Annotated in this window: 20 protein-coding genes and 1 pseudogene; 5 read left to right on the top strand and 16 right to left on the bottom strand. The window is 61.1% G+C overall.

Annotated features, from left to right (window positions below; genetic code table 11):
* Positions 1-33: 33 nt before the first annotated feature.
* The 8 genes from ptsP to BMZ91_RS06195 all read right to left on the bottom strand — a co-directional run bounded on the left by ptsP (position 34) and on the right by BMZ91_RS06195 (position 11,290).
* On the bottom strand, positions 34-2,274 hold the full coding sequence (gene ptsP / locus BMZ91_RS06230; RefSeq protein WP_092835828.1) for a phosphoenolpyruvate--protein phosphotransferase: 2,241 nt from the start codon (positions 2,272-2,274) through the stop codon (positions 34-36).
* 75 nt (positions 2,275-2,349) lie between these two features.
* Positions 2,350-3,588, bottom strand: a complete 1,239-nt coding sequence (locus BMZ91_RS06225) for an aspartate kinase (RefSeq protein WP_092835826.1) — start codon at positions 3,586-3,588, stop codon at positions 2,350-2,352.
* A 150-nt stretch (positions 3,589-3,738) separates the two neighbouring features.
* A complete protein-coding gene (locus tag BMZ91_RS06220) occupies positions 3,739-4,386 on the bottom strand; it encodes an SDR family NAD(P)-dependent oxidoreductase (protein WP_092835824.1) in 648 nt (215 codons plus the stop codon).
* A 21-nt stretch (positions 4,387-4,407) separates the two neighbouring features.
* Positions 4,408-4,860 (bottom strand): DUF1178 family protein, encoded by a 453-nt coding sequence (locus BMZ91_RS06215; RefSeq protein ID WP_092835822.1) that lies wholly within the window; start codon positions 4,858-4,860, stop codon positions 4,408-4,410.
* 69 nt (positions 4,861-4,929) lie between these two features.
* Positions 4,930-5,406, bottom strand: coding sequence for an NUDIX hydrolase (locus tag BMZ91_RS06210; RefSeq protein ID WP_092835820.1), 477 nt, complete (start codon positions 5,404-5,406; stop codon positions 4,930-4,932).
* 147 nt (positions 5,407-5,553) lie between these two features.
* On the bottom strand, positions 5,554-7,482 hold the full coding sequence (locus tag BMZ91_RS06205) for a cation:proton antiporter domain-containing protein (protein WP_092835818.1): 1,929 nt from the start codon (positions 7,480-7,482) through the stop codon (positions 5,554-5,556).
* A complete protein-coding gene (locus BMZ91_RS06200; protein ID WP_092835816.1) occupies positions 7,482-9,869 on the bottom strand; it encodes a hypothetical protein in 2,388 nt (795 codons plus the stop codon). The genes BMZ91_RS06205 and BMZ91_RS06200 overlap by 1 nt, the downstream gene beginning before the upstream one ends.
* Before the next feature lie 140 nt (positions 9,870-10,009).
* Positions 10,010-11,290 carry an O-acetylhomoserine aminocarboxypropyltransferase/cysteine synthase family protein gene (locus BMZ91_RS06195; RefSeq protein ID WP_092835814.1) on the bottom strand — a complete coding sequence of 427 codons (1,281 nt, stop codon included), beginning with the start codon at positions 11,288-11,290 and terminating at the stop codon, positions 10,010-10,012.
* 92 nt (positions 11,291-11,382) lie between these two features.
* Between BMZ91_RS06195 and BMZ91_RS06190 the strand changes: the two genes are divergently transcribed.
* Complete coding sequence (locus tag BMZ91_RS06190; RefSeq protein ID WP_092835937.1) at positions 11,383-11,796, top strand: VOC family protein; 414 nt, start codon at positions 11,383-11,385, stop codon at positions 11,794-11,796.
* A 3-nt stretch (positions 11,797-11,799) separates the two neighbouring features.
* Here the strand turns inward: BMZ91_RS06190 and BMZ91_RS06185 are convergent, their stop codons facing one another.
* The 6 genes from BMZ91_RS06185 to BMZ91_RS06160 all read right to left on the bottom strand — a co-directional run bounded on the left by BMZ91_RS06185 (position 11,800) and on the right by BMZ91_RS06160 (position 18,477).
* Entirely contained in the window at positions 11,800-12,804 is a 1,005-nt protein-coding gene (locus BMZ91_RS06185; RefSeq protein ID WP_092835812.1) for a hypothetical protein, read from the bottom strand.
* An 85-nt stretch (positions 12,805-12,889) separates the two neighbouring features.
* Entirely contained in the window at positions 12,890-14,623 is a 1,734-nt protein-coding gene (locus tag BMZ91_RS06180) for a SulP family inorganic anion transporter (RefSeq protein ID WP_092835810.1), read from the bottom strand.
* A gap of 61 nt (positions 14,624-14,684) precedes the next feature.
* Complete coding sequence (locus tag BMZ91_RS06175) at positions 14,685-16,358, bottom strand: bifunctional protein tyrosine phosphatase family protein/NAD(P)/FAD-dependent oxidoreductase (RefSeq protein ID WP_092835808.1); 1,674 nt, start codon at positions 16,356-16,358, stop codon at positions 14,685-14,687.
* A gap of 15 nt (positions 16,359-16,373) precedes the next feature.
* Positions 16,374-17,255, bottom strand: coding sequence for an MBL fold metallo-hydrolase (locus tag BMZ91_RS06170; RefSeq protein WP_092835935.1), 882 nt, complete (start codon positions 17,253-17,255; stop codon positions 16,374-16,376).
* 86 nt (positions 17,256-17,341) lie between these two features.
* Positions 17,342-18,016 (bottom strand): Crp/Fnr family transcriptional regulator, encoded by a 675-nt coding sequence (locus tag BMZ91_RS06165; protein WP_092835806.1) that lies wholly within the window; start codon positions 18,014-18,016, stop codon positions 17,342-17,344.
* Positions 18,013-18,477, bottom strand: coding sequence for an RrF2 family transcriptional regulator (locus BMZ91_RS06160; RefSeq protein WP_092835804.1), 465 nt, complete (start codon positions 18,475-18,477; stop codon positions 18,013-18,015). Before BMZ91_RS06160 ends, BMZ91_RS06165 begins: the two co-directional genes overlap by 4 nt.
* A 69-nt stretch (positions 18,478-18,546) precedes the next feature.
* Between BMZ91_RS06160 and BMZ91_RS06155 the strand changes: the two are divergent.
* The 4 genes and pseudogenes from BMZ91_RS06155 to BMZ91_RS06140 all read left to right on the top strand — a co-directional run.
* Positions 18,547-19,473, top strand: a pseudogene (locus tag BMZ91_RS06155) (cytochrome ubiquinol oxidase subunit I); the annotation flags it as partial.
* Positions 19,474-19,484: 11 nt separating this feature from the next.
* On the top strand, positions 19,485-20,486 hold the full coding sequence (gene cydB, locus BMZ91_RS06150) for a cytochrome d ubiquinol oxidase subunit II (protein ID WP_092835802.1): 1,002 nt from the start codon (positions 19,485-19,487) through the stop codon (positions 20,484-20,486).
* Entirely contained in the window at positions 20,434-20,595 is a 162-nt protein-coding gene (locus BMZ91_RS21935; RefSeq protein WP_092835800.1) for a DUF2474 family protein, read from the top strand. The genes cydB and BMZ91_RS21935 overlap by 53 nt, the downstream gene beginning before the upstream one ends.
* A gap of 118 nt (positions 20,596-20,713) precedes the next feature.
* A complete protein-coding gene (locus BMZ91_RS06140; RefSeq protein ID WP_092835933.1) occupies positions 20,714-21,553 on the top strand; it encodes an isocitrate lyase/PEP mutase family protein in 840 nt (279 codons plus the stop codon).
* A 9-nt stretch (positions 21,554-21,562) separates the two neighbouring features.
* Here the strand turns inward: BMZ91_RS06140 and BMZ91_RS06135 are convergent, their stop codons facing one another.
* Complete coding sequence (locus BMZ91_RS06135; protein ID WP_092835798.1) at positions 21,563-22,036, bottom strand: CoA-binding protein; 474 nt, start codon at positions 22,034-22,036, stop codon at positions 21,563-21,565.
* 211 nt (positions 22,037-22,247) lie between these two features.
* Complete coding sequence (locus tag BMZ91_RS06130; RefSeq protein ID WP_092835931.1) at positions 22,248-22,556, bottom strand: hypothetical protein; 309 nt, start codon at positions 22,554-22,556, stop codon at positions 22,248-22,250.
* Between the last annotated feature and the right edge of the window lie 108 nt (positions 22,557-22,664).

Below are 22,664 nucleotides of genomic sequence, written 5' to 3'. Positions count from 1 at the left end.
TGGGTTTCACCCACCCTACACAACCCGGCAGGGTCAGAACTTGCCGCGCAGATGCTCCATCACCGCGCCGCGCACCGTTTCGGCGCCGCTGTCGCGCTCAGAGTGGATGACATCGCGCAATTCGCGCAGATCAAGCCGCCGCAGCAGGCTTTTGACCGGCCCGATCGAGGCCGGGCGCATCGACAGCGTGCGAAACCCGATGGCGGCAAGACAAGCGGCCTCGACCGGGCGGCCGGCATCCTCGCCACAAAAACTAAGCGGGGTGCCGGTGGTGGCGCAGCGATAGACGATGCCTTCGAGGAAGTTCAGAAAGCTGACGTTGAGGGTGTCATAGCGTTTGCGCACCCGTTCGTTTTCGCGGTCAGCGGCAAAGAAGAACTGTTTAAGATCATTGCCGCCGACCGAGATAAAATCGACCTCGCGATAGAAATCATCCGGCGCAAAGGCCAGCGAGGGGGTTTCCAACATCGCCCCCACCTCGATCGAGGCAGGTTGGGGGTGGCCAAGAATGCGCTCGCGTTCAAGCGCCTTGTCCATCTCGGCGCGCGCGGCGGTGAATTCGCTGCGCTGTGCCACGAAGGGGAACATGATCGACAGATGCCGCCCCTTGGCGCCCCGGATAAGCGCCTGAAGCTGCATGCGCATGACACCCGGTTTATCCAATCCGACGCGGATCGCACGCCAGCCCATGGCCGGGTTTGGCTCATCCTCAGCCTTCATGTAAGGCAGCACCTTGTCCGACCCGATATCAAGCGTGCGAAACACCACGCGCTGATCCTTGGCGGCGTCCATCACCCGCGAATAAAGCTCGGACAGTTCGGCCCGCTTGGGCATATGGCTTCGGATCAGGAACTGAAGCTCGGTGCGAAACAGGCCGACGCCTTCGGCGCCCGAACCCTCAAGGCTGGGCAGATCGGCCATCAGACCGGCATTCATCTTGAGCTTGATGTGTTGACCACAGAGCGTATCGGCCGGTTTGTCACGGATCGAGGCATAGCGTTCCTGCGCCTGCGCCTGCATCGCCATCTTGTCACGAAAGGCCGCAACGATCGCATCGTCGGGCCGCAGATGCGCCAGCCCCTGATCGCCATCGACCAGAATAAGATCGCCGTTCAGCGCCTCGGTGGCGATGTGCGAGGCATGGATCACAAGCGGAATGGCCAAAGCCCGCGCCACAATCGCGGCGTGGCTGCCGACAGAGCCCTCTTCGAGCACGATTCCCTTGAGAGAGCGACCATAATCCAAAAGCTCGGCCGGGCCGATATTGCGGGCAATCAGGATCGGGTCGGGCGGCATCTCGGCGCCGGTTTCGCGGCCCTGCCCGGTCAGAATCCGCAAAAGCCGGTTGGAGAGATCATCAAGATCGTGGAGACGATCACGCAGGTAGGCATCGCTGACCTGGTTCATCCGCGCGCGCGCCGCGGATTGTTCCTTCTCGACGGCGGCCTCGGCGGACAGGCCGCTGTCGATGTCCTCTTCCATCCGGCGCATCCAGCCCTTTGAATTGGCGAACATGCGGTAAGCTTCGAGCACCTCAAGCTGGTCCTTGTCGCCCCGGGCGGTAGACAGCATCCGGTCAACGCCGACGCGCAGCGTCTCGACCGCCTCGTGCAGACGCTCAAGCTCGCGCGCCGGGTCTTCGGCAATCAGGTTGGTGACGACGACGCGCGGTTCATGGAGCCAGACATGCCCCTGCGCGGTGCCTTCCTGTACGGTTGTGCCGCGAATCAGCTTGGCCTGTTGGTGGCGCGCCGACATCGCCGCGCCTTCACCAGCAAAGGCGCCCAGTTCTGCCATTTCGGCCAGTACCATGGCGACCACCTCGACGGCATAGACCTCTTCATCCGAAAACAGCCGCGATTTCTTGGATTGCACCACCAGCACGCCAAGCTTTTCACCAAGCCGCTGGATCGGAACACCCATGAAGGACGAATAGGCCTCTTCGCCGGTTTCCGGCATGAAGCGAAAGCCCTTGCTTGAGGGCGCATCCTCGGTGTTCACAACTTCGCCGGTGCGTGCGACGCGCCCCACAAGGCCCTCGCCAAGCTTGAGGCGGGTTTCGTGAACCGCCTGCGGGTTAAGCCCCTCTGTGGCGCAAAGCTCCAGCGTGTCCTCGTCGCGAAACAGATAGATCGAGCAGACTTCGGTGCGCATTTCCTCGGCAATCAGGCGGGTGATCTGATCCAGCCGCGCCTGACCTGCGGCATCTTCGGCCATGACGCCACGCAGACGCCCCAGCATTTGACGGCTGTCGGTCTTGAAAGTGTTGGTCATGGCAGCATTGCACCCCGGGCGCGGTTTCAGATCCTGGCCCGGCCCTTGCCGCCCCTTATTGGACAGAAAACAGGATCAGGCCGTTTTATCCAGTTCAAAGGCATCATGCAGGGCTTGGACCGCGAGTTCCATGTATTTCCGGTCGACCAGCACAGAAATCTTGATCTCTGAGGTTGCAATGACCTTGATGTTCACACCTTCATCGGACAGCGTCTTGAACATCTTGGCGGCCACGCCCGATTGGCTGCGCATGCCGATGCCGACGGCGGAGATCTTGGCCACATCGGTGTCTGCGACCAGATCGTGATAGTTGATCTCGCCCTTTTCCTTGGCCTCTTGCAGGCCCTTTTCGGCGCGCTTGACCTGATCGGTGGGGCACGAAAAGGTCATGTCTGTGCGGCCCTCTTCGGCGATGTTCTGAATGATCATATCGACATTCACCCCCGCCTCTGACAGCGGACCAAAGATCGCGGCGGCGATGCCGGGGCGGTCGGCGACAGAAATAAGGGTCATCTTTGCCTCGTCTCGCGAATAGGCGATGCCACTGACGACATTTGATTCCATGATTTCCTCCTCGGCGCAGACCAGGGTTCCTGCGTCGTCTGATTGCTCCTCAAAGCTGCTGAGAACCCGCAGCCGGACATTGTACCGCATCGCCAGTTCGACCGAGCGGGTCTGAAGCACCTTGGCCCCGAGCGATGCCAGTTCTAGCATTTCCTCGAAGGCGATCTTTTCAAGCTTGCGCGCCTTGGAGCTGATCCGAGGGTCGGTGGTATAGACACCATCGACATCGGTATAGATATCACACCGTTCGGCGCCAAAGGCGGCGGCAAAGGCCACGGCGGTGGTATCCGATCCGCCCCGCCCAAGCGTGGTGATGCGCCCCTCGGGGGAAATCCCCTGAAAGCCTGCGACCACGGCCACGCGCATGCCTTCGCCGAACTTGGCGTTGAGGTTGTCGGTGGGGATCTCTTCGATGCGGGCCGAAGAATGCGCCGAGGTGGTCATGAGCGGCACTTGCCAGCCCTGCCAGCTGCGCGCGGGCACATCCATTTCCTGAAGCGTCAGCGCCATGAGCCCGGCGGTGATATTCTCGCCGGAACTTACCACCGCATCATATTCACGCGCATCATAAAGCGGCGAAATTTCACTGACCCAACCGACAAGCTCGTTGGTTTTGCCCGACATCGCCGAGACAATGACAATCACGTCATAGCCTTTGGCCACTTCCACGCCAACGCGCTTTGCGGCGCGGCGGATACGGTCCAGGGTGGCAACCGAGGTGCCACCGAATTTCATAACGAGAACGGGCATGATCTATGTCCTGAGCCGGTTTGTCGCGCGCGGTTTACGCGCGGGCAGGGCGCGGCGCAAGAGGGCAGGTGTCGCAGGGCGAAACAGACCAGAAAATTAGGAGGAATTTTCTGGGGCATTTTCTTTGGAGAAAGAAAATGGGCGCTCTGCCTAAAACACGTGGTCTTGCCCGTCATAGGTGCGAAAACATCCGGTGCTTGCAAGGTCAAGCTCTACAAACCGCGCGATCAGCCCCTCGGCGGCCTCTTCCACCGAAATGGCAGCGGCGTCTCCGCCCATGTCGGTGCGCACCCAGCCGGGATGATAGATGCCAACGGCAATACCCTTGGGCGCCAGATCAACCGACAGGTTGCGCCCGAGATTAAGCGCCGCCGCCTTTGACGCGCGGTAGATATAGCTGCCGCCAGGGGCGAGGGTGTCGCTTGCCATCTGGCTTGAGATCACCGCGATCTTGCCCGCCTTTGCCGCCTTGATCCGCGGCAGGAGTGTCTGAATGCTCAGGAAAACGCCGGTCACATTGGTGGCAAACGCCTGTGCCCACATTGAGGCCGGGTAGCCATCTTCGAGGGTTTCGTGCTTGTCGGGATAGACTCCGGCGTTGCAGATCAAAAGATCGACCGGCTGATCGCCGATCTGCTGTGCCATCGCGTGATGCGCGGTCGGATCGGTCACATCGAGCGCGATCAGATCGCCCGAGGGCTGGCGTGCGGTGCCGGTCACCCGGTGCCCTGCCGCGCGATAGCTGTCGGCCAGCGTCTTTCCGATGCCGCGGTTCGCGCCTGTGATGACGATATGCATGAAAAACCTTTCAGGTTGGGATCAGTTTGATTTGCGCCCCGGAATGAACGGCAGCGGGGCGACGGGCACGCCCTCTTCGACAAGTTTGCGCGCCTCTTCGGGCCGCGCCTCGCCATAAATCGCGCGCTCGGGGGTGATGCCGTCGTGCATGTCGCGCGCTTCGCGCGCAAAATTGCCGCCAACATATTCCGAGTTTTCCTCGATCCGGCGGCGCAGCTCGGTCATGGCCTTTTCTGCGGGGCTTGCCGGGGTGCCCAGGGCGCCGCTTTCTGGTGCGGTCGGCGTGTCCGGGTCTTGCGCACACGCCCGGCTGGCCCGCACACGCGGCGCCATAAGGGCCTTTTCCACATCATCAGAGCCGCAAACAGCACAGGTCACCATGCCGCGCGCTTGCAGTTTCTCAAAGGCTTCGGCCGATTGGAACCAGCTGTCAAAGCGGTGATTCCCGGCGCATTTCAGGCTGAATTGAATCATGTCCCAGTCCAGATGCAATACGATTGATACTTACGCGTGGGCGGGCAAAGATCAAGGCGCAAGCGCAGCTTAAAGGCCCAACCTGTGCGGATCGAACACCCGGATGATATGTGCAAGTTCCGGCTCATCGACGCGGGCGGCGGCCTTTTTCGGGCGCAGCCATTTGTGTTTGCGCTGTCCGGCCTCAGGGAATTTCCCGGCAAGCGTTTTGACCCGCACCGGATAGACCATCGCAAGACAGGGCAACCCGCGCTCTGGCCCGATTGCCTTGGTGTAGGAATAGGCGCCAAGGCAGTGTTCATAGGCGCGACCGCGCACGCCGGCCTCTTCCCAGGCCTCAAGCTCGGCGATTTCGGCAGGGGTTTTGCCCGCCATCGGCCAGCCCTTGGGCACGATCCAGCGCCCCGATCCACGGCTTGTGATCAACAGGATTTCAGGCTTGTTGCGGACCATGCGATAACAAAGTGCCGCAAATTGCGTGCGCACTTCGGTCTTTGTGGCCGCTGGCAGGGCAAGCGGCAGTTGCGGTATGGCCTGAAGGCGCATCGGCCCTATCCCTTTGGCTGCTCGTCACTGCGGGAGTTGGGATCAGGTATATACCGGCCTGTCGCGATCTTGCCAGCGTGTTTTGCAGACTTCGGTGTGTCACACCACAAACCGTGCCCATCTGCCCGAAAAATGACGACTGAAGCGTCAGGTTTCTGCGCCGCCGGCCGGGGTGTCGTCATGCGGCGCCGGATTGGCGGATTCTTCGATCTGTGACAACAACATGGTTTCAAGGTCTTTTTCCAGCTCGCGCGCGCGATTGATATAGGCGGCATTGTTGACCGTGGGAATACTCGGATCCCAGAGCGCCGCCAGCTCGCGCACCGATTTACGATCGTGCTGATAAAAGGTTTTTTCTAGCTCGGCCGCCTCGAATTCGGTCACTCCCATGTTTTCAAGCACATAACGCCCCGCGCGCAGCGAGCTATCGAAAAGTTCGCGCACGATGTCATTGGCACCGGCCTGATAGAGGCGAAACACATGGGTGCGGTCGCGCGCCCGCGCGATGATGTGAAGATCGGGGCATTCGCGACGCGCAAAGGCGACAAGGCGCAGGGTTGCCGCCGGATCATCAAGCGCCGCCACAAGGACGCGGGCGTCGTGCAGGCCGGCGGCATGCAAGAGATCGGGGCGGGTCGGATCGCCAAAGAACCCCTTGATGCCAAACCGGCGCATGCGTTGAATCGCATTAAGGTCATGATCAAGCACGACTGTTTCAAACCCGCTTGAGCGCACAAGCCGGTTTACCACCTGGCCAAAACGCCCGATTCCGGCGATGATCACCGGGCCAGTGGCGTCGATTTCATCGGCATCCTGCGCCTCGCCACTTTCCTGAATGCGTTTTGACAGCCAGTCGTAAAGCATGAACAAAAGCGGCGTGATCAGCATGGTCAGAGCCACCACAAGCAACAGCGTTTCGCTCAGGCCCTGCGGCAGAACATTCTGCTGATCGCTAAAGCCGATCAGGACAAGCCCGAATTCCCCCGCCTGCGCCAGACTCAGCGTGAACAGCCACAGATCGCGCCCGCGCAGCGCAAAGGCCCAGCCCAAAAGAAACAGAACGCTGCCCTTTATCACGATCACCGCAAGCGCCAGCCCAAGCACCAGAAACGGCGCGCCGGCCAGGATGGTGAAATTGATGCCCGCCCCGACTGTGATAAAGAACAGACCCAGCAACAGGCCCTTGAATGGCGCGATATCGCTTTCAAGCTCGTGGCGGAATTCGCTGTTGGCCAGAACCACACCCGCCAGGAACGCGCCAAGCGCGGGCGACAGGCCGACCAGCATCATCAGAAAGGAAATCGACACCACGATCAGCAAGGCAAGCGCCGTGTACATCTCGCGCAGGCGGGCGGCATGGATAAAACGAAACATCGGCCGCGTGAGGTAGACACCGGCCAGGATGACGGCAGCAACAGCGCCGATGGTGACCAGAGCGGCGCCCCATCCCGGCAGGCTTGCGATCAGCGATTGCGCGACCTGATGCGCGCCGACTGCGGCGTGATCGGCGGCCTGACTGTCGCGCGTTAGCAATTCGCCCATCACCATATCGGCGGTTTTCGGCAGCGCCAGAAGCGGCAGGAACGCCAGCATCGGGATCACAGCGATATCCTGCGTCAACAGAACCGAAAACGCCGAGCGCCCGCCGCCTGTGCGCATCAATCCTTTTTCCGACAGGGTTTGCAGAACGATCGCCGTCGAGGACAGCGCAAAGATAAGCCCAATGGCGAGCGCCACACTCCACCCAAGCCCCAAAAGGCTTGCCCCGATCATGATCGCCAGCGTGGTCAAGCCGATCTGCAACCCGCCAAGCCCCAACAGGCGATGACGCATATCCCAAAGCGCGCGCGGCTCAAGCTCCAAGCCGATGAGAAACAGCATCATCACCACGCCGAATTCGGCAACATGCTGTAATTCAACGGTTTCATGCCCGCCAACAAGGCCAAAGACCGGTCCGATCAGCACCCCTGCCAACAGATAGCCAAGCACCGAGCCAAGCCCAAGCCGCGCCGCAAGAGGCACGGCAATTACGGTGGCTGCAAGAAAGATCGAGGCTTGAAAGAGAAACTCTTCCATCAGCCCTTGGGCATCCGAAGAACCACGTCGCGGCCGCTCTTTTTATAGCGAAGTTCGGTGTCGCCAATCGCCGACACGCGCCCGCCATTCAACCGGTCACCAACCTGGACCTTTTGATAGCGCCCATTGGCCAGCCGTACCAGGGCGCGCCGGTTCTTGGGGTTGCCGTAAACGCCGATCAGATTGACGTTGCGCAGGTTGATCGCGTTGCGCGCGGTGGCCTGTCGCGCGACCGAGGCAGTGGTGGGGATGGACGGCGCAGCGCGCCTGGCGGTCTGCCCCGAGATGCCGGGGGTGTCGGCGGGTTTGCTGCGACGTACAATCTTGTCAAAATTGCCGGGCCGGGTTTTCGGTTTGAGCGAAGCCAGAACCGCCTGCTCTGTCTCGCGTATTTCGGGCTCTGGCGCTTCGACGGCCTCGGCAAGGGCCGCCGCCACCGCAGAGGCGTCAAGTACGGATGCCGCAGCAGAGGCGGCAGCGGCTGGATTGGCGGCGGCGGGGGCATTGGCCGCAGCCGCAACGACCGATTGGGGCCGTGTCCGGGGGCGCAGTGCCGCCAGTTCTGATCGAGTGCGCCCGCTCAGGGCGCCGCGCTCCTGTTGTTCGGCGAGGTTGTCGGGGCGGGTACGCGGGCGAACTTCGCCAAGCCGCTGTTGTTCGGCGAGGGCCTCGGCGGTTTGCTCGACCCCTGGCAGGGGCACGACGCGTGCGGGCATGTCCGGCGGGCTGCGCGGCGGCGGACCTGCGCGCACCAGCACGCCATCTGGAGTCAGGGCGCCGCCGGGTGTTGCCAGAACAAACCCGCGCGGGTCTATCGTGAACTGCGTGCCTGGCGGTGCAGGCGAGGCGGGCGTTTCGGGCCGCCTGTCCGCGCGCTCATCCAAAGCATCGGGCAGCGCAACGGCATCCTGGAAATTGACCTTGTCATCAATCGAGGTGAGATAAAAATCGTCAAGCCCGGTGGCATTGGGGGCCTCGGTCGGGGTCGGGGCCATCTGCCAGATACCGGTCGCGGCATAGCGTGCCATGGCCTGATCGGGGGTAAGCTCTGCGGCTGGGACGGGGGGCGCTGTTTCGGCGACATCCAGCTCGGGTTCGGGTGCGATTTCATCTGGTTGCGGGGCAAGCGCGGTCGCGACCGGGGCGTCCTTGCGGGAGGGCGCTTCGGGCAGCGGCGTCGGCTGATTGGCGGCTTCGGTGACCGGGTCTTCGGTTGGCGCAGGCGGCGTTGTCGGAGTGGCCACAATCTCGGGCGTTGATTTGCGGAAAACCCCGGCAAGCCCGTCGTCGGTAAAGAGTGCCGCCCAAGCCGCGATGACCATCAGAACGACCAGCAGGATGGCCGTCAGGATCACACCCAGATAGCGGGGCTTGCCACCGACCGTCTGCTCTGCGCGCGCACCAAAGATCGTCAGGCGCTCGGCCTCATCCGGTGAATTGGCGCTGATTTTGGCCGGGGTGGGGGCCGTTTTGCGGCGGCTGAGAAAACCGGACTCGCGCGGCGCTTTGGCCACATCCTCGTCCTTGGCCTCAGGCTCGGGTGACAGGCTGGCGGCGGCAAGAGCGCTCAGCGCCGGATCGGCGGCGCCGGTCAATTGCGGGGCCGGTCCGGGGGCTGGCACATCAGGCAGCGGCGCCGAAGGGGCCGTCGGTGTAAAGCGCGCCGCACCGGCGAGTATTGGCGCCTGTCCCGGTTCAGCCTCGCGATCGGCGCGCATGCTTGAAAACGCGATGACGGGGGGCTCGGGCGCCGACTCTTTTGAGGGGGAAGGATTTACAGAAGACGCTTGCGGCGCATCCGCAATCGGTGTCGACCCCTCATCAACCTCGGGCATATGGTCCGCGCCGATGATCGCAACGGCCGTTTCATCCCGGTCAATCCGAACCTTGGTCCCAAGCGTGTCGCGGGCGTGCCGGGTGCCGCCAAAAAACGGCTCGCCGGGAAAGGGGCTGTCATCGGGGCGCGCGACAAAGCATATCGGGTTGACCTCATGCTCAAGTCCAAAGGCCTCGGCCTCGTCCAGGGTTTCGCGGGCAACGGCCGCCACCAGAATTTTATCGCCATCCAGCGCCCAGTCATAGGCCAGATCGTCAAGCGCGTAAGGCGTGGCGCCATCAAGTGCCTCGGTCACCGCGCGATCAAGATCGCCGTCCGGGGCGCTATCGGCGGAAAGCTCAAGGTATTTGATCTGTTCATTCGGCAGGATAAGCTTGCAGGCAAAGCCCGCCGGATCAAGCGCCGCGGCCTTGTCGCGCAATGCCGCCAGATCACCGCTCAGGTCGTCTGCGTCGAGGGCCACTTCACCCACCAGATGCCACCCCGCGCCGGCGCGGTGCAAAAGGGCGATGCCCTCAAAAGACAAAGATAAGGCGAAATTCGGTTTCATCTCTACCGCTCTAACACTGGTAATGCGCAATCGGGAGTCCTGCGTTCACCGCGTTGATTTTATAGCAGCTTTGCGCCGAGGCAAACAAAAACCCCCACCCGGCGCCGCAGATCGCGAAGCCGGGTGGGTGTGCGTCAGCGTCAGCCGTGGGCCTTGGTCAGCGCCTGATCAAGATCGGCGATGATATCTTCGGCATCCTCGATCCCGATCGAGATGCGCACCACGTTGGGTGCGGCCCCGGCGGCGGTCTGTTGCTCCGGGGTCAGCTGGCGGTGCGTGGTCGAGGCCGCGTGGATCACAAGGCTTCGGGTATCGCCGAGGTTGGCCACATGGCTGAATAATTCCAGGCTGTCGACAAAGCGGATGCAGGCGTCATAGCCGCCCTTGAGCGCGATGGTGAACAACCCGCCTGCGCCCTTGGGGCAAATCCGCGCAACCCGGTCGTGATAGGGCGACGAGGCAAGCCCGGCATAGGTCACCGCCTCGATCGTCGGATGGCTTTCAAGCCAGCCCGCGACCTGTTCGGCGTTCTGAACATGGCGCTCCATCCGCAGGCTCAGGGTTTCGATGCCCATCAGCGTGTAATGCGCCGCCTGCGGGTTCAGGGTCATCCCGAGATCGCGCAGGCCGATGGCAATGCCGTGAAAGGTAAAGGCGAGCGGGCCAAAGGTCTCGTGAAACTTGAGGCCGTGATAGGCGGGTTCCGGCGCGCTGAGCGAGGGAAATTTATCCGATGCCGACCAGTCGAAATTGCCCGAATCCACGACAACGCCCCCGGTGACGGTGCCATTGCCGGTGAGGTATTTGGTCATCGAATGCACGACCAGGGTCGCGCCATGCTCGAACGGGCGGCACAGGTAGGGCGTGGCGCTTGTGTTATCGACGATAAGCGGAATGCCTGCGCTGTCGGCCAGTTTCGCAATCGCATCCAGGTCGGCGATATGGCCGCCGGGATTGGCGATGGATTCGCAAAAGATCGCGCGGGTGTTGTCGTCAATCGCCGCCGAGATGGCATCGAGGTCGTCGATGTCAACGAATGTCGCCGACCAGCCAAAGCGCTTGATGGTCTGGCTGAACTGGGTGATCGAGCCGCCATAAAGCCGGGTTGAAACCACCACGTTTAGCCCCGGACCCATCAGCGGGAACAGCGCCATGATCTGCGCCGCGTGTCCCGAGGAACAGCACACCGCACCGACGCCGCCCTCAAGCGTGGCAACGCGTTCTTGCAATGCGGCCACGGTCGGGTTGGTCAGGCGCGAATAGATGTATCCCACCTCTTGCAGGTTAAACAGCGCCGCGGCGTGTTCGGCATCGCGGAATACATAGGCGGTGGTCTGGTAAATCGGCACCTGCCGCGCGCCGGTGGCGGGGTCAGGCCGGGCGCCGGCGTGAATTTGCAATGTGTCAAAGCCATAAGCCATTTTATCGGTCCTCCTCGGAAATGCTTGCATTCGGGTTTAGGGCATCCGAGTTTGCGCCACAACTGGCGTTGAGACATTCAAAGGAGGCCAAGATGGCATATCCGTTTCACCTTGCGATCAATGTGACCGACCTGAACGCAGCACGCGGCTTTTATGGCGGGCTTTTGGGCGCTGTTGAGGGACGATCGACCGAAAGCTGGGTCGATTTCGATTTTTTCGGCCATCAGCTTAGCCTGCATCTTGGCGCGCCCTTTGCCACGCAGGCCACCGGCAAGGTCGGCGATCACATGGTGCAGATGCCACATTTCGGGGTGGTTCTTCCGCTTGAGACATGGCGCGAGGTGGCCGAGCGGCTTGCGCAGGCGGGAACAGAATTCGTGATCCCGCCCACGGTGCGTTTCGAGGGAGAGCCCGGAGAGCAATGGACAATGTTTTTTTGCGACCCCTCGGGCAACCCTGTGGAATTGAAAGGCTTTGCCGATATGGGGGCCGTCTTTGCGTCTTGAGGTCTAGCGCATCCAGAAGCCGTTGCGCTTGATGGTGTTGCGGATCGCCTGTTCGCGGCGGGGCAGGTCGTCCTGATCAAAAAGCGCGCGCACTTTCTGGCCGCGCCCCTGATAGATCATGCGCTTGATCGGATCGTATGCCTTGAGCACCTTCTTGATCCGATTGGGCGCGGTTACGGTTTCCAGTACCTCGACCACATGATCGGATTCGCGCGCATAGAGCAGCGGCAGCACCCGGTAATGACAGGTGATATCGCCATCCAGAAGACCGGGCGGGATCGTATCGCGCCCGCCGCCAAATGAATGGATCACCAAAGGCAGGGCCACCTGATCAAGCCAGGGGTCAAGCGACTGACAGATCAATTCTGGCGGGGCATCCTTGGCGATGGCCACGGCATAGTCCAGAAACCGCTGACCAAAGGCATGTGGGCATTTGTAAAAGAAAAACCCGGCGTTGAAATAAAGATAGCGCTGCCAGTATTCATCGGGCTGGCTCAGGTCGAGCGAGCTTGCAAAATCAAGCCCGAATTTATCGTAGAGCGATTTCCAGATCGCGCCATAGCCGGGGCCGTAAAGTTCAAGTTGCGGCCAGGTGCCCTCGCGCCGCATCGAGGCGGTGGGGCGGGCAAAATCAAACGGCACCGCCGTGATATCCCCGGTGATCAGCGTATCTGTGTCAAAAAACACGAAGGGCTCGCCCTTTGGCAGGCTGAACAGCGCCTCGATCTTGTTGCCATAGGGATAGGCATGGCCAAAGTGCTTGTTCTCAAACGGGATTATTTCGGCGCCAAGTTCTTCCAGAAGCGCGCGGGTATCCTCGCCCTTGATGCGCGGATCATTGGGCCAGAGCGCGCCGGGCTGGGGTTCGGCGACGAACAGGCGACCCTTGAAATCGGGGCTCTGGTCGCGCAGGGAGGCCGCGAAAATCAGCGCCTCGAATTGCAGCCGTCCGCCCTGGCCGACAATCACAATATTGAAGTCGGTCTTTTGTTCCGTGGTCTTTGCCATGCCCGCGCCCCGGTTTATGCCCTACTGCTTTTGGGGCATTATAGGCACAATCCGCGAGGGGCAGAAGAGGCGAAGTGATCCGCCCTCAGGCCCGCACCGCGTCGGCGGGTGATTTCAACGTTTTGAACGCCTCATATTGCGACAGAAAAACCCGGCCGGTCAAATCGTCAAGAAAATGCTGCGCCTCTAGGCGATCCATCACCGGGCCTTTGACCTCGGAGAGGTGAAGCTGAACATCCATCTCGCGCAGGCGGTCGTTGATCGTTTCAAGCGATTCAAGCGCGCTCAGGTCAATCTCGTTGATCGCCGAGCATTGCAGGACAACGTGGCGGATATTTGGGTCATGCGTCACTCGGTTGTGGATTTTTTCCTCAAGAAAGCGGGCATTCGCAAAATAGAGGCTTTCATCGACCCGCAGGCTTACGATGTGCGGATCGGTGAGCACCTCGTGGCGCAGAATATTGCGGAAATGTTCGCTGCCCGGCACTTGTCCGACTTCGGCCACATGCGGGCGCGATGATCGGTAGAGATGGAGCAGGATCGACAACCCGACCCCGGCAGAGACGCCAAGTTCGACCCCAAAGCCAAGCGTCACGAGGATGGTTGTAAGGACGGCGGCAAAATCGGCCTTTGAATAGGTCCAACTGCGTTTGAGAATGCTGAAATCCACAAGGCTCAGCACGGCGACGATAATGGTTGCGGCAAGCGTCGCCTTGGGCAGGAAAAAGATCAGCGGCGTCAGAAACAGCGCCGCAATCGCCAGCCCCACGGCCGTATAAGCCCCCGCCGCGGGGGTTTCGGCGCCGGCATCAAAGTTCACCACCGAGCGTGAAAACCCGCCCGTCACCGGAAAGCCGCCGGTAAAGGCCGCGCCGATATTGGCCGCCCCCAGCCCGATCAATTCCTGATCGGGATCAATGCGTTGGCGTTTCTTGGCCGCCAATGTCTGGGCCACGGAAATCGATTCAACGAACCCGATGATCGAGATCAGAAAGGCCGGCAGCACAAGCTGGCCCAAAAGCGTGGGCGACAGCGATGGCAGCGTCAGCGGCGGCAGGCTCTGCGGCACCTCGCCGACGATACTGACACCCCGATCCGGAAGCCCGAACCCCCAGACGGCAAGTGTGCTGAGCACGACAACCGCAACCGGACCGGCTTTGACCATGATGCCCGTCACGCCAGCCCCCGCGCCGAGGCGCTGCATCAGCGGCTTGAGATCCTTGCGCACCCAGAACAGGAAGGCGGTGCCCAGCACGCCGATCACGGCGGTGATCGGGTTGGTCTCGGAAATATGCCCGACCAGCGACACCACGATCTCCCAGAGGGTGTGGCCTTGCGCATTGATCCCGAGGATATGCTTGAGCTGACTGGCGGCAATGATAAGACCCGAGGCGGTAATGAAGCCCGCAATCACCGGATGTGACAGGAAATTGGCCACAAACCCCAGCCGGAAAAGCCCCATGCCCAACAGGATCACCCCCGACAGCCCCGCCAGCGTCAGCGCCGCAACCGCGTAGCCCATGGTGCCCTGTTCCACGATATTGCTGAGCGCGGCGGCGGTCATAAGCGACACCACGGCGACCGGGCCGACGGCAAGCGCGCGGCTGGTGCCGAAGATCGCATAAAGCATGATCGGCATGATCGAGGCATACAGCCCGGCCTCGGGTGGCAACCCCGCCAACAGAGCATAGGCCAGCGATTGCGGGATCAGCATGATCGTCACGATCAGCGCCGCAATCAGGTCATTGCCAAGGGCCGTGCGGTCATAGGCCCCGCCCCATTTCAGTATGGGCAGAAAGCGGATCAGGTAGGGATGCATTCAAGGCTCGGTCTTGTCAGGGCCGCCTTTACGGGAAAAGCAAAAGCGGCGCGCTAAGGGATTACTTTACAGTGATTTTTTCGGGCTTTGCCATCCATTCACGCCCCTTGAGCATGGCCTTCCAATAGATCGGCGGCAGCATCTTTTCCTTCAGGAACCAGGCCGCACGCGACGGCTTGGTGCCGTCAATAAACGCCTTTGGAAAACTCGGCAGCATGGTCCCGCCATAGCCGAATTCCGCCAGCACGATCTTGCCGCGCTCGACCGTCAGCGGACAGGAGCCATAGCCGTTATATTGCGCCACCGGCGATCCGGCGCGCATGTCGGCCAGGATATTCTCGGCCACGATAGGCGCCTGAATGCGCGCGGCGGCGGCGGTCTTGGCGTTGGGGGCGTTCATCACATCGCCGAGCGCCCAGATGTTGTCATAGCCCTTGTGTCGCAGCGTCGCCTGATCCACATCGACCCAACCGGCGGCATCCGCCAGAGGCGAGACACGGATGAAATCGGGCGCGCTCTGGGGCGGGCAGACATGCATCATGTCAAATTCCATTTCGATGCGCTCGACCGGTGCATCGGGCTTCTTGACCTCGAAGACCGCTGTTTTCGCGGGACCGTCCACCGCGACGAGATTGTGAAAGAAATTCAGCGTCGCGTCGTATTTCCTGACGTACTCCATCAGCGCGGGAACGTAATCTTTGACGCCAAAAAGCACGCCACCGGCATTGTTGAACCGAATGTCGATGTCTTTCAACACCTCGCGCCGGAACCAGGCATCGCCGGAAAGATACATCGCCTTTTGCGGCGCGCCGGCGCATTTGATCGGCATCGGCGGTTGGGTGAAAATCGCGCAGCCCTCTTTCATCTCCTGCACCAGTTTCCAGGTATAGGGCGCAAGATCATAGCGGTAATTCGAGGTCACGCCGTTCTGACCCAATGTGTCGACCAGACCCTCGATCTTGTGCCAGTCAAGCTTGATCCCCGGACAGACGATCAGCCGCGTGTATTTCACCACCCGACAGCCATCGAGGATGATCGCGTTGTTATCGGGCTCAAAGGCGGCCACGGCGGATTTGATCCAATGCACACCGCTTGGAATGAGCGATCCCATGGTGCGCGCGGTATCGGAGGCCTCGAAAATGCCGCCGCCGACCATGGTCCAGCCGGGCTGATAGTAATGAATATCGGCAGGGTCGATGATCGCGATCTCAAGGTCGGGTTTGCGCGCCTTAAGGCTTGCGGCGGCGGCAATGCCACCGGCGCCTGCACCGACGATCACCACCTCAAAGCTGGCATCGCCGGTATCGGTCGGCGTCTTGCCGCCATTCGCGATCCGGCGCACCACGCCGCCCATGTCATAGCCCGCCGCCTTGGTCGCGGCGAGGATATCGGCAACGCCAAGCGTCCTGGCCTGTGACAGCGACCAGAGCGTGGCCGAACGCGTGCCGGTGCGGCAATAGGCCAGCGTCGGCCCCGGCAACGAACTCAGCGCCGCGCCAAAGGCCTCGGCGTCCTCGTCGCTGACCTTGCCTGCCACGATCGGCAGGTAAACCGCCTCCAGCCCCAGTTTCCCGGCGGATTTTGCAAGCTCATCAAAGGTCGGCTGATCCGCGCCTTCGCCATCGGGGCGGTTGCAGATGACCGAGCGAAAACCGGCCTCTTTGAGGGCCTTCATATCGTCGACGGTAATTTGCGGGCTGACCGACAGGCCCGCCGTGATGGTTTTGATTTCCACTGGATTTACCTCGGATTAAAGAGCGTTGACCGGCACCTTGAGCATCGGATTTCCGTCTTTATCTGTCGGCACCGCGCCGGCGCGCATGTTCACTTGCAGCGACGGAATGATTAGCCGTGGCATCGCCAGTGTCGCGTCACGCTCGGTTCGGAATTTGATGAAATCGGCGCGGGTTTTGCCGCCACCGACGTGGATATTATGGGCCTTTTCCTCGGCCACGGTGGTTTCCCACTGAATGTCGCGACCGTCGGGGCCATAGTCATGGCACATGAACAGACGCATCTCGTCGGGCAGGGCAAGCACCTTTTGAATGCTATCATAGAGCACCCCCGCATCGCCGCCCGGAAAATCTGCGCGCGCCGAACCGCCATCGGGCATGAACAAGGTGTCGCCGGTAAAGGTCGCATTGCCCATCACATGCACCATGCAGGCCGGGGTATGGCCGGGCGTATAGATTGCAAAGGCGGGCATGGTGCCGATCATATAGGTGTCGCCATCCTTGAACAGCGCGTCGAATTGCGAACCGTCACGCTGAAACTCGGTGCCCTCGTTGAAGACTTTGCCAAAGGTGTCCTGCACCACCAGGATCTTTTCGCCGACGCCGATCTTGCCGCCAAGCTTGTCCTGAATATAGGGCGCCGCCGACAGGTGGTCGGCATGGACATGGGTCTCGATGATCCAGTCAAGGGTAAGACCGCGCTTGCGCACTTCGGCAATAAGCGCATCGGCATGATCATAGGTGATCCGGCCGGCCGCATAATCAATATCCATGACGCTGTCGACAATGGCGCAATGATCGCTTGCGGGGTCCTTGACGATATAGCTTATCGTGTTGGTCGCCTCATCGAAATGGGCGGAAACGTCGGGTTTGATGTTCATATCGACGGGATAGGTCATGGCCATGTTCCTCTTCAATGTTACCTTTGAAGTAGTAGTTATGGGTCGCGGCGTCGGTGACAATGTCACTGATGCGTTTTTCCGTGCTAAGAATTATGTCCGGCCAGGTTTTCAAGCGCGGTTCGGTTCACAAGGCTGACCGCGCCGCGCGATTGTTCGATCCAGCCGCGGCGTTGAAATTCCTGAAGTTGGCGCGAGATCACCTCGCGCGCGGTGCCAAGTTCGACCGAGAGCTTTTGATGCGTGGTGGCAATCACTTCCTTGCCGCCCGAAAGTTCAATAAGCTTGTCGGCAAGACGCACATCCAGGCGCTGAAACGCCACCTCGTCGATCATCAGGAACAGATCGGTGATGCGCTTGGAAAAGGCCGCGAAGACGAAATCACGAAAGGATTTCGAGCGCGCAACCAACTCGTCAAACACGGCACGCGGGATCGCGGCGGCCTCGACGGCGGTCTCTGAAATGCCCTCGGCAGTGTAATCCTCATAGGCCAGAAGACAGGCGGTGGTCAGCACACAGCTTTGCCCGGCGTGGATACGATAGAGCACGATTTCATGCCCGGTTTCCGAGGTCTGTTGCACCCGCACCGTGCCATCGAGCAGGAACAGCATATGTTCGGGCGATTTGCCGGGGCCAAAGATCGTGGTGCCCTTGGGGACGGTCACGATCGCGCTGCGCGACAGCAAAAGCTGTTTCGTCTCGGAATCGAGGCGCGCGAGGCCGGGAAAGCGTTCGACCCAGTGTTCGGCGAGGACGGTCATGTCAGGGTCTCCGGGGCTTTGGGAAATTCAAACGGCGCGATCCGGTCAAGCAACTGGCCCCGGTTGGCCGAAATATCGGCAATCGTCAGATCGTCCAGCACCGCCATGAAGGCGCGTGTCGCCTCCTGAATCTTGCGCGACAGCGTACAAATCCCGATCAGCGGACAGGTGTTCTTTTCAGGGTTGAAGCATTCGACCACGTCAAGCGGCCCTTCGGTCAGGCGCACCACTTCCCCGACGGTGATATCTTCGGGCGGCTGGCCAAGGCGAAAGCCGCCACCGCGCCCGCGAACGGTTTCAAGAAAGCCCGCCTTGCCAAGCTCGTGCACGATCTTGACGATATGGGGCCGTGATAATCCATGGATATGCGCCACGTCATCCACCCGCACAAGATCGGGCGCCTTGAGCGCCGCAAGCTGCAAGGAGCGCAGGGCATAATTGGTATAGCTGGTCAGTTTCATGCTGCGTCCCGATGTTTCAAATAAAGTTATATTGAAAATATTGCTTTTGTAAATGGGCGGGAACGGGTGGGCTATGGCATCAATGAGACTGGCCAATTCGTCCCCGAGGATTGGTGGCAAATCGTCTTTAATCCGTCCTTTCCCTATCGCCTTGTGCATATGGTGCTTGCCGCCTATCTGGCCACGGCGCTTGTGGTGGGCGGTGTCGGCGCATTGCATTTGCTGCGCGACAGGGCCGATGCGGTCGCGGGGCGGATGTTTTCCATGGCGATGTGGATGCTGATCGTGGTTGCGCCGCTGCAAATCGTTGCGGGCGATTTTCACGGGCTGAACACGCTGGAGCATCAACCGGCCAAGGTGATGGCGATGGAAGGCCATTACGACAGCCACCCCGACGGCGCGCCGCTTATTCTGTTTGGCATTCCCAATGCGCACGAAAAGCGGATCGACTATGCGGTGCAGATCCCCAAACTCTCCAGCCTGATCCTCAAGCATGACCTCAATGCGCCGCTGGCCGGGCTTGATACGATCCCGGACGCGGACGAGCCGCCGGTGACAATCGTGTTCTATAGCTTTCGCGTCATGATCGCCCTTGGTTTTGCCATGCTGGGCCTTGGGGGCTGGGCGCTCTGGTGTCGCTGGCGCGGGCGCATGTTGGCGGGCCGATGGCTTCACCGCGCGACGATTGTCATGGGGCCGATGGGCTTTGTCGCGGTGCTGGCCGGCTGGATCACAACCGAGGTCGGGCGCCAGCCCTTTACCGTCTATGGCCTGTTGCGCACCTCCGACAGCCTTGCGCCAGTGGCGGCCCCGGCGATGGCGGCCTCGCTGACGGCCTTTGTGCTGGTTTATTTCTTCATCTTCGGGGCAGGCACGTTTTACCTGTTGCGGATGATGAACATGCCCCCGGCGACCAGGCATCTTGGCCTCAAGGATGCGCCGAACCGCACCGCGCGCGCCGGCAAACCACCCGCCAAAGCCATCCCCGGTGAATAAGGAGCACTTCAATGTTTGATCTTTCTTTCATCTGGGCCGGGATCATCGCCTTTGCGGTGCTGACCTACGTGATCCTTGACGGGTTCGACCTTGGGGTTGGTATTCTGTTTCCCTTCGCGTCGGGCGAGCGCGACAAGGCGGTGATGATGAATTCCATCGCGCCGATCTGGGGCGGCAACGAAACCTGGCTGGTGCTGGGCGGCGGTGGCCTTTTCGCGGTGTTTCCGCTGGCCTATGCGGTGGTGATGCCGGCACTTTACATGCCGATCACGCTGATGCTTCTGGCGCTGATCTTTCGCGGCGTTGCCTTTGAGTACCGCTGGCGCACCAAGCGCTGGAAGCCGGTCTGGGATGCGGCGTTTTTCGGCGGCTCGCTTGTCGCGGCCTTCATGCAGGGCATCGCGCTTGGCGCGCTTGTGCAGGGCATCGAGGTGGCGGATCGCGCCTATGCGGGCGGCTGGTGGGATTGGCTCAGCCTGTTTTCCATTCTCACCGGGGTTGCGGTGGTGATCGGCTATGCCCTGCTTGGCGCGACCTGGCTTATCCTCAAGACCGAAGGCGCGCTTCAGCGCCAGATGCAGCGCTATGCCTGGTGGTGCGCCGCTGGCACGCTTGGATTTATCGGCGTGGTCAGCGTTTTGACCCCGTTTCAGGATCCGGTCTATTTCAACCGCTGGTTCAACCTTCCGGGCAGCATCCTCAGCCTTTTGATGCCCGGCGCGCTTGCCGCCGCCACTTGGGCATTGTTTGCGGGATTGAACGCGGGCAAGGACGGCCAGCCGTTCTTTGCCGCGCTGACGCTTTTCGTGCTTTGCTTTATCGGCATCGGAAGCAGCTTTTATCCCCATATCGTGCCGCCCGGCCTGACCATTGCAGAGGCGGCCGCGCCCGATGCAAGCCTCAAGTTCGCGCTTGTCGGCACGGTGGTTCTGGTGCCGCTGATCCTTGGCTATACCGCCTATGCCTATTGGGTGTTTCGCGGCAAGGTCGACCCCGAGGAGGGCTATCATTGAGGGGGGCAAGCAAACGAAACGGCTGCTTTGGTTCGCCGCCCTCTGGCTTGCCAGCGTGGTGGCGCTTGGTGTGATTGCCGCGCTGATCAAAATGGCGATCCCCTATTGAGTGAGCGTTGTCACAGCAGCGACGCGGGGCGGGGTTGCCTTGTGATGGCCTGAATGTGTTTCCATTTTGTTCCGTTTTCGTGGTAGGGTCGGCGAACCATATCCGAAAGGGGGACATGATGGACCGAAAGGACAAGTTCGAGCGCTTCAAGGCGCTGCATTTGCGCGACAAGGCCTTTGTCATGCCAAACCCCTGGGATGCAGGCTCGGCGCGGCTCTTGAGCAGCCTTGGATTCGAGGCCCTCGCGACGACAAGTGCGGGCTATGCCTTTTCGGTTGGCAAGCGGGATTCCTTTGCCGGGCTTGATCGCGACGAGATCCTTGAAAATGCCGCCCGGATCGTGGGCGCGACGGCGCTGCCGGTGTCTGGCGATCTTGAGGACGGCTTTGGACCCGACCCCGCAACCTGCGCCGAGACGGTCATCATGGCCTGTGACGCGGGCCTTGTCGGGGGCTCGATCGAGGATGCGACCGGCAATCCAGATGCCCCGATTTACGAGATGTCGCAGGCGATGGAGCGTATCCGCGCCACAGCAGAGGCGGCGCGGGGCCGTTCGTTTCTCCTGACGGCGCGGGCCGAAAACTTTCTCTGGGGGCGGCCCGATCTGGCCGATACGATCAAGCGGCTTCAGGCGTTTTCCGAGGCCGGTGCAGATGTGCTTTATGCGCCCGGACTGCCCGATATCGAGGCAATCAGAACCCTGTGTCGCGAGGTCGACAAGCCGGTGAATGTGGTCATGGGGCTATCGGGCAAGGCCTATAGCGTAGACGAACTGTCTAAGGTCGGGGTGCGGCGCGTCAGTGTCGGCGGCTCTTTCGCGCGCGCCGCCCTTGGCGCCCTGATGCGCGCCGCCGAAGAGGTCAGCAGATCGGGCACGTTTCGCTATGCCGACGAGGCCATGCCCGGCGCCGAAATCAGCCGGTTGATGTCGCAAGATCACCGCGACACCAGAGTGTAACCGCCCCTCTCAGAGCTTTGACGAAATCACGCCGGTATTGAAGCCACCCATGCGCAATTCACCGAAAAGCCGCTGGTACTCGATCTTGGGACAGCGGTCCATGATCACATCCACCCCGCGCGCCCGCGCCACTTTGGCCGCCTCGCCATGCTCGACACCAATCTGCATCCAGATCGTTTTAAGCCCCTTAAAAGCCACAAGCGCCTCATCCACGATCGGCGGCACATGTTCAGACCGGCGAAAGATATCGACCATGTCCACATCGCCCTCAATATCGGACAGCCGCGCCACAACGGTCTGACCGAACAGAACCTTGCCCGCATGGCCCGGATTAACCGGAACCACCTGGTACTTCTTGAGGGTCAGATAGCGCGCCACGTAATAGCTTGGGCGCACCGGGTTCATCGACACACCGACCACCGCCACGCGCCGCGTGCGGGTCAGGATCTCGCGCAGGTGGGAATCACTATAGGTCTCGCTCATGGGCATAGTGAACCATGAAACCGCGCCAGAAAAAAGCGCCCAAGCCAATGCCTGGGCGCCAGTCGCGGAACGAGGGACAGTGAAGAGAGGCGTCAAGGTTCCAGATCAACGCCTCTGTTATGATATTTAGGAACGAGTCCGAGAATAAAAAGGGTTTGTAATAAACCTGTGACTGTGAGTTTACCGGGCCTGCGCGCGAATAACTTGCGGATCAGTCAAAGATATCCTCGACCACATCCCAGATGTCTTCGAACATCCGCCGCCCGAAGGTCTTGCGCGGCTTGCGGGCTTTTCGCGCAGGTCTCTCATATCCGGGCCGCGGGCCATAGTCCTGGCGTGGCAGGGGCATCGGTCGTGTGCGCCCCGCAGCCGACCCGGATCGCGTGACCGGCTTGTGCAGGGCCTTCATATCGTGCAACGGCGCACCGCAACTGGAACAGATCAGCTCATGCCTGCCCCGATCAAGGACAAGCGCCGCGCGGGTGCCGCAATAGCTGCATGTGGCAATTTTTGGTGTCATGGCTTTGATATCGGGCAGGCGCGGATGATTTCCAACCCCAGGCGGGCAAAACTTTCGCGCCCGCGCGCGAGGCGTGCTATGACTGTGCCATTCAAAGCACAAGGATTT

The organism is Roseovarius lutimaris (assembly GCF_900115165.1).
GTDB classification, from domain to species: Bacteria; Pseudomonadota; Alphaproteobacteria; order Rhodobacterales; family Rhodobacteraceae; genus Roseovarius; species Roseovarius lutimaris.
This window is presented reverse-complemented; position numbering and strand designations above follow the sequence as displayed.